Origin of the sequence: Lysobacter sp. FW306-1B-D06B, assembly GCF_038446665.1 — a bacterium.
Taxonomy (GTDB): Bacteria; Pseudomonadota; Gammaproteobacteria; order Xanthomonadales; family Xanthomonadaceae; genus Lysobacter_J.
In genome coordinates, this window is record NZ_CP151802.1 from 1620428 (window position 1) to 1635083 (window position 14656).

Annotated in this window: 11 protein-coding genes; 9 read left to right on the plus strand and 2 right to left on the minus strand. The window is 68.4% G+C overall.

Annotated features, from left to right (window positions below; genetic code table 11):
• Positions 1-125 precede the first annotated feature (125 nt).
• Both lptF and lptG read left to right on the plus strand, forming a co-directional pair.
• On the plus strand, positions 126-1232 hold the full coding sequence (lptF, locus tag AAFF32_RS07480; RefSeq protein ID WP_216960392.1) for an LPS export ABC transporter permease LptF: 1107 nt from the start codon (positions 126-128) through the stop codon (positions 1230-1232).
• Positions 1229-2329, plus strand: a complete 1101-nt coding sequence (gene lptG / locus AAFF32_RS07485) for an LPS export ABC transporter permease LptG (RefSeq protein WP_342316972.1) — start codon at positions 1229-1231, stop codon at positions 2327-2329. The genes lptF and lptG overlap by 4 nt, the downstream gene beginning before the upstream one ends.
• Before the next feature lie 59 nt (positions 2330-2388).
• On the opposite strand, the gene AAFF32_RS07490 is transcribed toward lptG, so the two are convergent.
• On the minus strand, positions 2389-2862 hold the full coding sequence (locus tag AAFF32_RS07490; protein ID WP_342316973.1) for an RDD family protein: 474 nt from the start codon (positions 2860-2862) through the stop codon (positions 2389-2391).
• Between the two features lie 29 nt (positions 2863-2891).
• Here AAFF32_RS07490 and xerD point away from each other — a divergent pair, with 29 nt between their 5' ends.
• The 3 genes from xerD (at position 2892) to purL (ending at position 9602) form a co-directional block, all read left to right on the plus strand.
• Positions 2892-3845 (plus strand): site-specific tyrosine recombinase XerD, encoded by a 954-nt coding sequence (xerD, locus tag AAFF32_RS07495; protein ID WP_216960383.1) that lies wholly within the window; start codon positions 2892-2894, stop codon positions 3843-3845.
• 858 nt (positions 3846-4703) lie between these two features.
• Positions 4704-5555 carry a DsbC family protein gene (locus AAFF32_RS07500; RefSeq protein WP_216960380.1) on the plus strand — a complete coding sequence of 284 codons (852 nt, stop codon included), beginning with the start codon at positions 4704-4706 and terminating at the stop codon, positions 5553-5555.
• 138 nt (positions 5556-5693) lie between these two features.
• A complete protein-coding gene (purL, locus tag AAFF32_RS07505; protein WP_342316974.1) occupies positions 5694-9602 on the plus strand; it encodes a phosphoribosylformylglycinamidine synthase in 3909 nt (1302 codons plus the stop codon).
• A gap of 241 nt (positions 9603-9843) precedes the next feature.
• Here the strand turns inward: purL and AAFF32_RS07510 are convergent, their stop codons facing one another.
• Positions 9844-10377 carry a hypothetical protein gene (locus AAFF32_RS07510; RefSeq protein ID WP_342316975.1) on the minus strand — a complete coding sequence of 178 codons (534 nt, stop codon included), beginning with the start codon at positions 10375-10377 and terminating at the stop codon, positions 9844-9846.
• Between the two features lie 182 nt (positions 10378-10559).
• On the opposite strand from AAFF32_RS07510, the gene gspE reads away from it, so the two are divergent.
• The 4 genes from gspE to gspG all read left to right on the plus strand — a co-directional run bounded on the left by gspE (position 10560) and on the right by gspG (position 14641).
• A complete protein-coding gene (gene gspE, locus AAFF32_RS07515) occupies positions 10560-12281 on the plus strand; it encodes a type II secretion system ATPase GspE (protein ID WP_216960373.1) in 1722 nt (573 codons plus the stop codon).
• 88 nt (positions 12282-12369) lie between these two features.
• Positions 12370-12711 carry a GIY-YIG nuclease family protein gene (locus tag AAFF32_RS07520; RefSeq protein WP_342316976.1) on the plus strand — a complete coding sequence of 114 codons (342 nt, stop codon included), beginning with the start codon at positions 12370-12372 and terminating at the stop codon, positions 12709-12711.
• 144 nt (positions 12712-12855) lie between these two features.
• A complete protein-coding gene (locus tag AAFF32_RS07525; RefSeq protein ID WP_216960368.1) occupies positions 12856-14073 on the plus strand; it encodes a type II secretion system F family protein in 1218 nt (405 codons plus the stop codon).
• A 133-nt stretch (positions 14074-14206) separates the two neighbouring features.
• Positions 14207-14641, plus strand: coding sequence for a type II secretion system major pseudopilin GspG (gene gspG / locus AAFF32_RS07530; protein WP_216960366.1), 435 nt, complete (start codon positions 14207-14209; stop codon positions 14639-14641).
• Positions 14642-14656: the final 15 nt, after the last annotated feature.

Genomic DNA, 14656 nt, shown 5'->3' on the forward strand with positions numbered 1-14656 from the left:
AAGCGTATGCGGCGCGACGGCGCGGGCGGGCTTCCCGGCCCTGGCCGGCGAAGACGCGCCGCATGCGCCGGCTGCCCCACACTGGCCCGTCCCCCAACCCGATCGCACCCGGCCGAACCGACTCAATGCTCAAGCTGGACCGCTACCTCATCAGCGAATTCGCCCAGTCGATCTTCGCCACCCTGGCCGTGCTGCTGATCGTCACCGTCGGCGGCGCCTTCACCGACGTGCTGCAGGACATCGCCCGCGGCCGCGTGCCGGCTGGGCTGATGCTCGCCCAGCTCGGACTGGTGCTGCTCAAGTGGCTGCCGCTGATCCTGCCGCTGGCGCTGATGCTGGGCCTGATGATGGGCGTGGGCCGGCTTTATCGCGATTCGGAGATGCCGGTCATCTCCTCGATCGGCGTGGGCCCCAAGCGGATGCTCAAGCCGCTGCTGCTGGTCGTCGGTCCGCTCGTGGGCGTCGTGGCGGCCTGCTCGCTGTGGCTGGGGCCCTGGGCCGACCGCGTCTCCAGGCAGATGATCAACGACGCCAACCGCAGCCTGGTCATGGCCGGACTGGAGCCGGGCTCCTTCACCGGCATTCCCAACGGCGGCGGCGTGATCTACGTCTCCAACATGTCCAAGGACGGCAGCGGGCTGGAGAAAATCTTCGTCTACCGCGACGCCGGCGAGAACCGCATCGACGTGGTCACCGCCAACGACGGCAAGCTCACGGTCGATGAGGCGGGCCATCGTTACCTCACGCTCAACAAGGGCTTCCAGATCGAAGGCCAGCGCGAAGGCGCGCAGGACTTCCGCCTGCTGCGCTACGCGCGCAACGAAATCCTCCTGCCCGCCAACGAGATGCGTTACGACCCGGACGACCCGGAAACGCAGTCGACCCTCACCCTGCTCGGCGACAACAGCCGCGAGGCACGCGCCCAGCTGCACTACCGCATCGCCCCGCCGCTGCTGGCGCTGGCCTTCGCGCTGATGGCGGTGCCGCTGGCGCGCAGCATGCCGCGCCAGGCCCGTTACGGCCGCATCCTCATCGGCTTCCTCGCCTATCTGATCGGCCAGAACCTGATGACCGCCGGGCGCGGCTGGCTGGAAAGCGGCCGCATCGCCAGCGTCCTGGGGTTGTGGTGGCTGGTGGTGCCGATCATGGCGATCGCCCTGTGGCTGTACTTCACCGACGGTCGCCTGGGCCGGCGCAAATCCGCGGCCGCAGTCACGGGGGCGACGCCATGAAGCCGTTCCCGAAGCTCCACGACCTCTATGTCGGCCGCACCGTGTTGGGCACGGTGGCGCTGACCTGGGCGGTGCTCGGGGGCCTGGACGTGATGCTCGGCCTGGTGAGCGAGTTCGGCGACATCGGCAAGGGCAAGTACGGCCTGTCCGAAGCCTTCGTCTACATGGCGCTCAGCGTTCCGCGACGCCTGTATTACCTGTTCCCGTACGCGGCGGTGATCGGCTCGCTGATGGCGCTGGGCCAACTGGCCGCGACGTCTGAGCTGACCGCGCTGCGCGCGCTCGGCCTGTCGCGTCGCCGACTGGGCCTGGCGGTCGCGGGCGCGTTGGCACTGCTGACGGCGCTGATGGTCATCAACGGCGAGAGCATCGCGCCGTGGACGCAGCAGCGTGCCGACGCACTGAAGGCGAACGCCAAGTCCGGCAACACGGTGATGGCGCAGTACAGCGGCCTGTGGGCGCGCGAGGGCGAGACCATCCTCAGCGCGGCCGGCGGACAGGAACGCGAGCGCAATGGCGACCGCTGGCTCGAACTGCACGGCGTCACGCTGTTCGAGTTCGCGCCCGATGGGCACATGCATTCGATGGCTTACGCGCGCATCGCCGAACACCGCCCCGGCGGTTGGCTGCTGCGCGACGTGACCCGCACGCATTTCGAGGAACGTTCGGTCCGCCAGGAAAAAATCCCGGAGGAGCGCTGGAAGTCGCAGCTCGACGCCGCCGCGTTGTCGGCGGGGACCGAACGACCGCGCTATCTCTCCGCGATGGACCTGCGCAATGCGATCCAGTACCGCAAGCGCAACGACCTGGATGCGTCGGAGTTCGAAGAGCACTACTGGGGCCGCTGGTTCTACCCGATCAACGTGCTGGCGCTGTGCCTGGCGGCCGTGCCGTTCGCCTTCGGCACGCTGCGCAGCGGCGGCATGGGCAAGCGGTTGTTCATCGGCATCGTGTTCTCGCTCATCTTCTGGCAGTTGCAGACACAAGCGGTCGGGTTGGCGAAGGTGGTGAAGTTCGATCTTCGGTTCGCCTACCTGCTGCCAACGATCATCATGCTCGCGGTGTCGTACTTCCTGTTCAAACGCCGGTCGGGTTGAAGAAAAAAGGGCGCCGATGGCGCCCTTTTTTTGCGAGTAGATCAAAAGACGGCAGTGCGCTACTTCACCTGCTTCGCCATCCGCACCATCCGCGTCCCACTCGCGCGGTCGTGCCAGGTAAGGCGGTCGCGGTCGAACCACGCCCACCAAAAGCCCAGCCCGCCCAGAAGCAACGAGACGGTTCCGACGGCGTAACGCAGCCACAGCGCGCGCCACGTCGGCGAAGCAATCCCATCCGCACCCACCACCTTCAATCGCCACGGACGCATGCCCAGCGTCTGCCCGCCGCGGCGCCAGCTCGGCAACGCATAGGCGGCGGTGATGAGCCAGCACACCAGCCACAGCAGCCATTGCAGACCGCTGAAGGGCGCGATGTTTTCGCGGCTTGCATGCCCGCTCAGCGTGAAGCCGACGGTGAACACCAGCGAGGCGAGCATCCACAACGCGAGCACCGGCCACAGGTCGTAGACCATCGCGAGCAAGCGCCAGCCGATGAGCGCGGAAGGACGGGAAGAAGTGGGAGCCGATGCCATCGCATCAGGATAGCCGCTAAGCTGCGGCGATGACTGCACGCACGCCTGCGCAACGCCGCACCATCGCCATGGCGTTGCCGGAACTGGCCGATGCCGATGCGGCGCAGATCGGCCGCTTCCTCGATGCGATCTGGGCCGAGAACGGCCTCGCCCAGCCCACGCTGGACAGCTACCGGCGCGACCTCGAACTGCTCGCGCGCTGGCGTGGTTCACGCAATGGCGGGCTCGACGGGGCCGATCGCGCTGCGCTGTTCGACTACCTCGCCTGGCGTTCGAAGCAGGGCTATTCGCCCCGCAGCAATGCGCGCCTGCTGTCCGCGCTGCGTGCCTATTACGCGTGGCTGGTGCGCCGCGGCGCGCGAGGCGACGACCCGACCGCGCTGCTCGACCCGCCCAAGCTGCCGCGTTCGTTGCCCAAGGCCCTGGCCGAAAGCCAGATCGAGGCACTGCTGGCCGCGCCCGACATCGCCACGCCGCTGGGCCTGCGCGACCGCGCGATGCTGGAGCTGATGTACGCCGCCGGCCTGCGCGTGAGCGAGCTGGTGAACCTGCCCGCCACCGCGGTGAACCTGCGCCAGGGCGTGCTTCGCGTGATGGGCAAGGGAAGCAAGGAACGCCTGGTTCCGCTGGGCGAGGAAGCGCAGCACTGGCTCGAACGCTACCTGGCGCAGTCGCGCCCGCAGATCGCCGGCAAGCGCGCGTTGGCGCCGCTGTTCCTGGCCGTGAGTGGTGAGGTGCCGACGCGGCAGCAGTTCTGGCAACTGGTGAAGAAGTACGCCGCGTTGGCCGGCATCGATCCGGCGCGGATCAGCCCGCACGGACTGCGCCACAGTTTCGCCACGCACCTGCTCAACCACGGCGCCGACCTGCGCGCGCTGCAGATGCTGCTGGGGCACAGCTCGCTGTCCACGACGCAGATCTACACGTTGGTGGCGCGGGAGCAACTCAAGCAACTGCACGCGAAGCACCATCCTAGGGGGTGAGGCAGGCCGCTTACGCGGCACTGCCGCGTGGCCTGCCGAACGCCCGGCCATGGATGGCCGGGCCGGGCGACCCGGAGCCGGTCGCGTGCCGCCATGGACGGCAACGGCAACCAGCTCGAAGCCCTTGCATACGCGGCACTGCCGCGTGGCCTGCCGAACGCCCGGCCATGGATGGCCGGGCCGGGCGACCCGGAGCCGGTCGCGTGCCGCCATGGACGGCAACGGCAACCAGCTCGAAGCCCTTGCATACGTGGCACTGCCGCGTGGCCTGCCGAACGCCCGGCCAGGGATGGCCGGGCCGGGCGACCCGGAGCCGGTCGCGTGCCGCCATGGACGGCAACGGCAACCAGTTCGAAGCCCTTGCATACGTGGCACTGCCGCGTGGCCTGCCGAACGCCCGGCCATGGATGGCCGGGCCGGGCGACCCGGAGCCGGTCACGTGCCGCCATGGACGGCAACGGCAACCAGCTCGAAGCCCTTGCATACGCGGCACTGCCGCGTGGCCTGCCGAACGCCCGGCCATGGATGGCCGGGCCGGGCGACCCGAAGCGGGTCACGTGCCGCCATGGACGGCAACGGCAACCAGCTCGAAGCACTTGCATACGCGGCACTGCCGCGTGGCCTGCCGAACGCCCGAAGCCTCGCACTTCCCGCTTTCATCCCGGCGCAGGCCGGGACCCAGGCCCGCAGTCCCGCGGCCCCGGTGCATGGCCCCTCCGTTCCCCGCCAGAACCCTGCAGAACTTCCGCTCCTGAACACCACTCTCGCCTGGGACCAACGACACGCGCCCCGCCGCCCCTGCGTGCCACAATCGGCCATTCCCCCAGCGGCCCCGGGCTGCCCCGACAGGATTCCTGAATGAAGCGACTCGTCCTTGCCGTGCTCGGCGCCATCAGCCTCTCTGCCTGCGCCCAGGCGCCCAGCGGAACCGCCGCGCAGGCGCCCACCGCCGCGAGCGCTCCGGTGAAGCAGGCCGCCGCGCCCAAGCCGGCCGCGGGAACGCCGGAGGCTCGCGCCATCGAGGCCGTGCGCAGGCTCAACCCGCAGGTCCAGGTCGATCACGTGACCGCCGCGCCGATGCCCGGCTTCCGCGAGGCCATCGTCAGCGGCCAGGTCGTCTATGTCAGCGACGACGGCCGCTACCTGTTCCTGCCCGGTTCCGGCGGCGCGCTGTTCGACGTCGCCGCGAAAAAGAACCTGAGCGAGGACGCGATGGCCGCCGTGCGCCGCGACCTGCTCGGCACCATTCCCACCAGCGAGCGCATCGTCTTCTCGCCGGCCAAGCCCAAGTACACCGTCACCGTCTTCACCGACGTGGAGTGCGGCTACTGCCGCAAGCTGCACAGCGAGATCGCCGAATACAACCGGCAGGGCATCGCCATCGAATACCTGGCCTTCCCGCGCATGGGCCTGGGCAGCGAGGACTACCGCAAGATGGTTGCCGTGTGGTGCGCGCCGGACCGCCGCAAGGCGCTGACCGATGCCAAGAACGACCGCGGCCCGACCAAGGCCGACTGCAAGTCGAGCGTGAACCAGCAGTACGACGTGGGCCAGCGCGTCGGTCTGACCGGCACGCCGATGATCCTGACCCGCGAGGGCGTCCAGCTCGGCGGCTACATCCCGCCGGCCGCCCTGCGCGAGGCGCTGGACAAGCTGGCGGCAGAGCAGGCGCATACCGCCTCGGCCACGCCCGCCAAACCGGGCGCCTGAAACCTCCGACAGACCCACCGACGCCGCCCCTACGGGCGGCGTCGGCGTTTCCGGACCCCACATCGGTCAGGTTCCGGCGTGGGGCAGGCGGGCGCTTTGAGTACAATGGCGGGCCCGACGTTGCACGGTTCCCCGGACATGATCGTCCTCGAGGGCGCTTCCGCCCTGTCGCCGTTCCGCCTGGAACGGCTCCAAGCCCGCCTGCAAGCCCTCCATCCGTCCATCCGCGTCCTCGGCGCCTGGCCCGTTTACTGGGTCGAGCCGGAGGCCGGTGCAACGCCCGATCCGGATGCGCTGCGTCGCATCCTCCAGGCCGAGCCCGCCGAGGCACCTCGCGCGCCGGAGGCGATTTCCCGCTACGTCACGCCGCGCCTGGGCACGCTTTCGCCCTGGGCGAGCAAGTCGACCGAGCTCCTCCACGGCGCCGGTCTGCCGGTCAAGCGCGTGGAGCGCGGCACCCGGTTCGACCTGACCGGCTGGCCGGCCGACGCGCCCACGCAGGGCGCGCTGGCGAAGGTGCTGCACGACCCGATGACCCAGTCGCTGCTGGACGCACGCGAGGACGCCGTCGCGCTGTTCTCCGTGCCGGCCCGCGGCGAACTGGAGCGCATCCCCCTGGTGGACCTGGAACTGGCGAACACGCGCCTGGGCCTGGCCCTGGCCGAAGACGAGATCGCCTACCTGCGCGAGCGCTACACCGCGCTCGGCCGGGAACCGGCGGACGTCGAGCTGATGATGTTCGCGCAGGCCAACTCCGAGCACTGCCGCCACAAGATCTTCAACGCGTCCTGGACCATCGACGGCGTCGAGCAGACCACGTCGCTGTTCAAGATGATCAAGCACACGCACGCGACCACGCCCGAGCACACGCTCTCGGCTTACAGCGACAACGCCGCGGTGGTGGAAGGCTACGCCAGCCGCCGCTTCCGTCCGGACCCGCTCACGCACGCGTACCGCGAGGAAGCGCAGGTCGATTCGGCCTTCGCGATCAAGGTCGAAACCCACAACCATCCCACCGCGATTGCGCCGTTCCCGGGCGCATCCACCGGCAACGGCGGCGAGATCCGCGACGAAGGCGCGACCGGGCGCGGCGGCCGTCCCAAGGCCGGCCTGTGCGGTTTCAGCGTCTCGCACCTGCGCATCCCGACGCTGCCGCAGCCGTGGGAACGCGAGCGTTCGCTCAACCCGCGCATGGCCTCGGCGCTGGAAATCATGCTCGACGGCCCGATCGGTGCCGCCGCGTTCAACAACGAATTCGGCCGCCCGAACTTGGCGGGTTACTTCCGCAGCTTCGAGCTCGACGAAGGCACGCACGCCCGCGCGTACGACAAGCCGATCATGCTCGCCGGCGGCCTGGGCGCCATCGACCGCGTGCAGGTGAAAAAGCTCGGCCTGCAGCCGGGCGATGCGGTGATCGTGCTCGGCGGCCCGGCCATGCTGATCGGCCTGGGCGGCGGTGCCGCCAGTTCGGTGGCCTCCGGCGACAGCCACGAGGAACTCGATTTCGCCAGCGTGCAGCGCGACAACCCGGAAATGGAGCGTCGCGCGCAGGAAGTCATCGACCGCTGCGTCGCGCGCGGCGAGGACAACCCCATCGCCACCGCGCACGATGTCGGCGCGGGCGGTTTGTCCAACGCGATTCCCGAACTGCTCCACGATTCCGGCCTGGGCGGCATCATCGACCTGGCCAAGGTGCCCAGCGACGATCCGTCGCTGTCGCCGATGCAGCTGTGGTGCAACGAATCGCAGGAACGCTACGTGCTCGGCATTCCCGCCGATCGCGTCGAAGAGTTCGCCGCGATCTGCGCCCGTGAGCGCTGCCCGTTCGCGGCCGTCGGCTTCGCCACGGCGGAAGAGCGCCTGGTCGTCGGCTACGGCGCCACGCGCGAGACGGCGCGCGAAGCCGGTCGCGACTGGCCGATCGACCTGCCCATGGACGTGCTGTTCGGCAAGCCGCCGAAGATGCACCGCGACGCGCGCCGCCCGCCCGCCGCGCCGTGGCCGGCGCTGCGCTGGGACGGCCTGGAACTGCGCGACGCCGCGCTGCGCGTGATGGCGCACCCGGCGGTCGCTTCGAAGAACTTCCTGATCACCATCGGCGACCGCACCGTCGGCGGCCTGACCGCGCGCGACCAGATGATCGGCCCGTGGCAGCTGCCGGTGGCCGATTGCGCGATCACCTTCGCCGGCTTCGACGGTTTCGTCGGCGAGGCGATGGCGATCGGCGAGCGCACGCCGCTGGCGTTGATCGACGCCGCCGCCGCCGCGCGCATGGCCGTGGGCGAGGCGATCACCAACCTGTGCGCCGCGCCGGTGGAATCGCTCAACCGCATCAAGCTGTCCGCCAACTGGATGGCCGCCGCCGGCCACGACGGCGAGGACGCGCGCCTGTTCGACGCGGTGAAGGCCGTGGGCCTGGAGCTGTGCCCGGAACTCGACCTCAGCATCCCGGTCGGCAAGGACTCGCTGTCGATGCAGGCGCAGTGGCATGCCGACGGCAAGGCGCACAAGTCGGTGTCGCCGGTGTCGCTGATCGTCAGCGCGTTCGCGCCGGTGGTCGACGTGCGCGCGCAGCTCACGCCGCTGCTCGCGCGCGAAGAAGAAAGCGAGCTGTGGCTGATCGGCCTGGGCGCCGGCAAGCAGCGCCTGGGCGGTTCGGTGCTGGCGCAGTGCCACCCCGAAGCGGCCGACGGCAACGGCACGCTGCCGGCGTTCGCCGGCGCGCTGGGCGTGCCTGACCTCGACAACCCGCAGCGCCTGCGCGACTTCTTCGAACTCATCCGCGACGCGCGCGAGGCCGGCATCGCCAAGGCCTACCACGACCGCTCGGACGGCGGCGCGTTCGCTGCGCTGTGCGAGATGGCGTTCTGCTCGCGCACGGGCCTGGACATCAACCTCGACGGCTGGGGCGACGATCCCTTCCGCACGCTGTTCAACGAGGAACTCGGCGCGATCGTGCAGGTGTCCGTCGAGGACCGCGCGGAGTTCGCCGACCTCGTCGCGCGTCACGGCCTGATCGACTGCGCCCAGCGCATCGCCAAGCCGACCACGGCGCCGGTGATCCGCGTGCGCGACGAAGGCAAGACGCTGGTCGAATGGCGCTGGGAAGAACTTTTCGACGCCTGGTGGGCCACCAGCCATGCGCTGCAGAAGCTGCGCGACAACCCGGAAGGCGCCGACGAGGAGCGCACGGTCGCGCGCGACTTCAACGCGCCGGGCCTGAAGCCGAAGCTGACCTTCGCTGCCGCCGACGACGTCGCCGCACCGTTCATCAACACCGGCGTGCGTCCGCGCGTGGCGATCCTGCGCGAGCAGGGCGTCAACGGCCAGGTCGAAATGGCGTTGGCGTTCACGCGCGCCGGCTTCGAAGCGGTCGACGTGCACATGAGCGACCTCATCGCCGGCCGCTTCGACCTGGCCGACTTCAAGGGCTTCGCCGCCTGCGGTGGCTTCAGCTACGGCGACGTGCTGGGCGCGGGTCGTGGCTGGGCGACGTCGGTGCTGGAGCGCAGCGCGCTGCGCGATGCCTTCGCCGCGTTCTTCGCGCGTGAAGACAGTTTCTCGCTGGGCGTGTGCAACGGCTGCCAGATGCTCTCGCAACTCAAGCCCATCATTCCGGGCGCCGAGCACTGGCCGAAGTTCCTGCGCAACCGCAGCGAGCAGTTCGAAGCACGCCTGGGCCTGCTGGAAGTCGTCGAGTCGCCGTCGCTGTTCTTCCGCGGCATGGCCGGCTCGCGCATCCCGGTGGCGGTGGCGCATGGCGAAGGTCGTGCGGATTTCGACAGCTCGCTGGACCAGTCGGCCGCGCACGTGTCGCTGCGCTACATCGACGGCAACGGCAACGTGGCCACGCGCTATCCGCTCAACCCGAACGGCTCGCCCGACGGCATCACCGGCCTGACCAGTGCCGATGGCCGCGCGACGATCCTGATGCCGCACCCGGAACGCACCCTGCGCAGCGCCAACCTGAGCTGGGCACCGGCCGAGTGGGGCGAGGATTCGCCGTGGATGCGGATGTTCCGCAACGCGCGGGTCTGGGTGGGCTGAGCGGCGTCCTTCGCTATGTCAGCCGCAATGGAAGCGGCTGTAGCAAGGGAAGCGCCATCCCTCTCGCCTTGAAGCGACCGTAGGGAGTGCAGAGCTGAGAGGGACAGGCCGCCGAAGACGACCAGGGAGAGGGGGCGCCGACGGAAAGCCCGCGCTTTGCGCGTCCCTCTTTCGGCGCTTCGCACCACCTTCTCAGCTCTGCACTTCCTACGGTCGCCCCAAGGAGAGAAGGAAGCTCCCTTTACTCCTGCGGCTTCACATTGAGATACGCGCCGGCGATGTGCAGCGTCGCCCACAGGTCTTCCGGTTCGATCGCCACCGAGCGGTCGAACATCTGCTCGGCCGTCTGACGGTCGCCCTTCAGCAGATACAGCGCACCGACTTCGGCGTAGGCGGCGGCATCGTCGTCGGTGCCCTTGAAGTAGCGCTGGAACAGGTCCTTCGCCTTGTCCCATTCGCCGGCCTCGCTGTAGACGCGGGCGATGCGGTAGACGTCGCTGTCCTCGTGCTTGCCGGCGAGGATCGCGTCGAAGATCGCCTGTCCGTCCGGCTTGTAGCCGCCCAGGTAATAGACGCGGCCCACCGCGATCTGCTCCCAACTGCCCTTGCCGGCCTGGATGCGGGCGACGGCGAGCAGTTCGCGGGCGGCGTCCTGGTTCTCCTTCGCGTGGTACATCGCGGTGGCGGTGCGCTGCTGCTTCTGTGCGGTGTAGCCGACGCCGGCGCCCGCGACGAACACGATCACGGCCGCGACGGCCGCGAGAGAGGTCTTCATGCGTGTTTCCCCTGGTGAATGGGGAGAGCCTACGCAAGCAGTGCCTGCGGCGCCAATGGGGGCGGGTGCGGTGAATGTCTCAATCGGTGCACCGGGCCCTGCCGCATGCGCGCTAACGTCGACGCCTGCCTGCTAAAGTCGGCGGGACCACAGCGGAGGAGGTCGGCAACGACCTGGAGAGCGTGAACGCAGTCGCCCACGACATCGCCATGGCCTCCGCCGCCGAGGAACGCATCGTCGATGCGCTGCTCGCCAGAGGACGCCTCAAGGACGCCGACCTCGTCCGCGCGCGCCGCCTGCAGGACGAGACGGGCGGCAGCCTGCTCGCATTGCTGGCGCGACTGGGCCTGGTGTCCGAGCGCGACCACGCCGAAACCTGCGCCGAGGTCCTTGGCCTGCCGCTGGTCAGCGTGAAGGACGCGCCGGAGCTGCCACCGGAAGGCGTCACGCTGTCCATGCGCTTCATGAAGCAGTTCGCCGTCTGTCCGGTCGGCGAGAGCGACAGCGCGGTCGACGTGCTCATGGCCGATCCGCAGGACCTCTACACGCTCGATGCCCTGCGCCTGGCCACCGGCCGCGACATCCGCCCGGCGGTGGCGCTGCGTTCGGAAATCGGTGACCTCGTCGAACGCTGGTACGGCCAGGGCCGCAGCGCGATGGGTGCCATCGTGGAAACGGCCGAAGGCGAGGGCGCCGGGGGCGACCTCGACGACGTGGAGCACCTGCGCGACCTCGCGTCCGAAGCGCCGGTGATCCGACTGGTGAACCTGATCATCCAGCGTGCCGTCGAGCTGCGCGCCTCCGACATCCACATCGAGCCGTTCGAGAATCGTCTGAAGGTGCGCTACCGCATCGACGGCGTGCTCAGCGAAGGCGAAAGCCCGCCGGCCAATCTCACCGCCGCCGTGATCAGCCGCATCAAGATCATGGCCAAGCTCAACATCGCCGAACGCCGCCTGCCGCAGGACGGCCGCATCATGCTGCGCGTGCAGGGCAAGGAACTGGACTTGCGCGTAAGCACCGTGCCGACCGCGCACGGCGAAAGCGTGGTGATGCGTTTGCTGGATCGCGAAACCGTCGTCTTCGATTTCAAGCGGCTGGGCTTCACCGACGCGTTCCTGCCGCAGTTCCAGAAAGTGCTGGACCAGCCGCACGGAATCCTGCTCGTCACCGGCCCGACCGGCTCGGGCAAGACGACCACGCTATACACCGCGCTGAGCAAGCTCAACACGCCGGACGTCAAGATCATCACCGTTGAAGATCCGGTGGAATACCAGATCGAAGGCATCAACCAGATACAGGCGAAACCGCAGATCGGGCTGGATTTCTCCCATGCGCTGCGCAGCATCGTGCGACAGGACCCCGACATCATCATGATCGGCGAAATGCGCGACCTGGAGACGTGCCGCATCGCGATCCAGTCCGCGCTGACCGGCCACCTGGTGCTGTCGACGCTGCACACCAACAACGCCGCCGGCGGTATCACGCGCCTGCTCGACATGGGCGTGGAGGATTACCTGCTCACCTCCACCGTCAACGGCATCCTCGCCCAGCGTCTGGTGCGCAGGCTGGAGCCGACGCATGCGCGGCGTTATCCGGCCTCGCCGGAAGAGATCGAGAAGTTCAACCTGCGCCGCTACCAGCCCGAAGGCGAGATCTTCCTGTACCACCCGATGCCGTCGCCGCTGTCGACGACCGGCTATCACGGTCGCACGACGATCATGGAATTCCTGGTGATGAACGACGAGCTGCGCCGCGCGGTGATGCGTCATGCGGGCATGGGCGAGATCGAGCAGATCGCGCGCCAGCACGGCATGCGCACGATGTACGAGGACGGCATCGCCAAGGCGCTGCGCGGGGAGACGACGATCGAGGAGGTTTTGCGCGTTACGGAGGATGCGTGAGCGTACTGATGTTGGCGGGAGCGTAGTCATCCCCTCACGTCATTCCCGCGGGAGCGGGAATTCAGCGACTTATCTTTCACGGACGAGAATGGAAAGGCAGCCTTGCGTTTATCTCCTGGCGAGTGGTCGAAACGGCACCTTGTACCTGGGCGTGACGAGCGATCCAGTCAAGCGCATCTGGCAGCACCGCGAGCATGTAGTCGAGGGGTTCAGTGATCGGTATGAAGTGACTCGTCTGGTCTGGTACGAAGCGCACGAGACGATGGAGTCGGCAATCACACGCGAGAAGCAGATCAAGAAGTGGCGGCGGCAATGGAAGATCGAGCTTGTCGAGGCGGGCAATCCCTATTGGCGTGACTTGTGGCCGGAGATGACAGGCGCGCAATCGCCTATTCGTCATCCTCGCCAAAGCGGCGATCAAGCGACCTGAGGCGCAAGGAAGTCACTGGATTCCCGCTTTCGCGGGAATGACGTGCAACACAGATGCGCTCTACCCGAATCCCGAATCCCGAATCCCGAATCCCGAATCCCGAATCCCGAATCCCGAATCCCGAATCCCGAATCCCGGCCGACAATGCCCCTCTACCACTACAAGGCGCTCAACCCGCGCGGCGAACTGCTCGACGGCCAGATGGAAGCCGGCACGAGCGCCGAAGTCGTCGCGCGATTGCAGGAGCAGGGGCATCTGCCGGTGGAGGCGAAACTCGCCAGCGAGGCGTCGGGTGCTTCGACGTGGCGCACGCTGTTCAAGCCCAGGCCCTTTGCGGGCGCACGCCTGGTGCAGTTCACCCAGCAGCTGGCGACATTGCTCGGCGCGGGCCAGCCGCTCGATCGCGCGCTGACGATCCTGCTCGAGTTGCCCGAAGACGAGGCCGCACGCCGCACCATCGGCGACGTGCGCGATGCCGTGCGCGGCGGCAGTTCGCTGTCTGCGGCGCTGGAACGCCAGCACGGCACGTTCTCGCGCCTGTACGTGAACATGGTGCGCGCGGGTGAAGCCGGCGGCAGCCTGCAGGAAACCCTCGCGCGCCTGGCCGATTACCTGGAACGCACGCGCGCCCTGCAAGGCAGGGTCGTCAACGCGCTGATCTATCCGGCGATCCTGCTGGTGATGGTTGGCGGCAGCCTGCTGTTCCTGTTCGGTTACGTGGTCCCGCAGTTCGGCGCGATGTACGAAAGCCTCGACGCCGAGCTGCCGCTGTTCACCCGCATCGTGCTCGGCATCGGCCTGTTCGTGCGCGACTGGTGGATCGTGCTGCTGGCATTGCCCGCGCTGGCGCTGTGGTGGTTTGACCGCAAGCGCCGCGATCCGGTATTCCGCGAAGCCTTCGATGCGTGGCTGTTGCAGCGACGCTTCGTCGGCGGCCTGGTGGCCAAGGCCGAGACCGCGCGCCTGGCGCGCACGCTCGGAACCTTGGTGCGCAACGGCGTGCCGCTGATCACCGCGCTGGGCATCGGCCGCAACGTGCTGGGCAACCGCGTGCTGGCGGCGGACGTGGAAGCGGCGGCGCAGGAAGTGAAGAACGGTATCGCGCTGTCCACCGCGCTCGGACGCGGCAAGCGCTTCCCTCGCCTGGCACTGCAGATGATCCAGGTGGGCGAGGAGTCCGGTGCGCTGGACGCGATGCTGGTGAAGACGGCCGAGACGTTCGAGCAGGAAACCTCGCTCGCGCTCGACCGCATGTTGGCGGCGCTAGTGCCGGTGGTGACGATCGTGCTGGCCGCGGTCGTCGGCATCGTCGTCATGGCCGTGCTGATGCCGCTGTATGGACTGACCAATGCGATAGGGTGATCGCGCTCACGCGGCAAGCGTTCTGCGCAGTCATGGAACTGAACGCCGTCCCGCGCAGTCACCCTGATACCCCTGCTTTGCGATCATCATTCGACCCACGTTCACCCCGGACGCCTTTCGACAAGGAACCCACATGCGCAATCGCCGCTCTTTGACCCGTTCGCCGTCGTCCGCCCGCCAGCGCGGCATGAGCCTGATCGAGATCATCATCGTGATCGTGCTGATCGGTGCGGTGCTGGCCTTCGTCGGCAGCCGCGTGCTCGGTGGCAAGGACCGTGGCGACTACAACATCGCCAAGGCGCAGGTGCAGACGATGGCGGGCAAAATCGAGTCGTTCCAGATGGACACCGGGCGCCTGCCGACCGCGCTGGATGAACTGGTCACCCAGCCCAGCGACGTCAACGGCTGGCTGGGTCCGTATGCCAAGCCGGCGGAATTGAAGGATCCGTGGGGCCACGCGCTGGAGTACCGCGCGCCGGGCGAGAGCGGACCGTTCGACCTGGTCAGCCTGGGCAAGGACGGCAAGCCCGGCGGCACCAGCGTCGACGGCGACATCAAGTACGAGTAAGCCAGACAGGTCCGG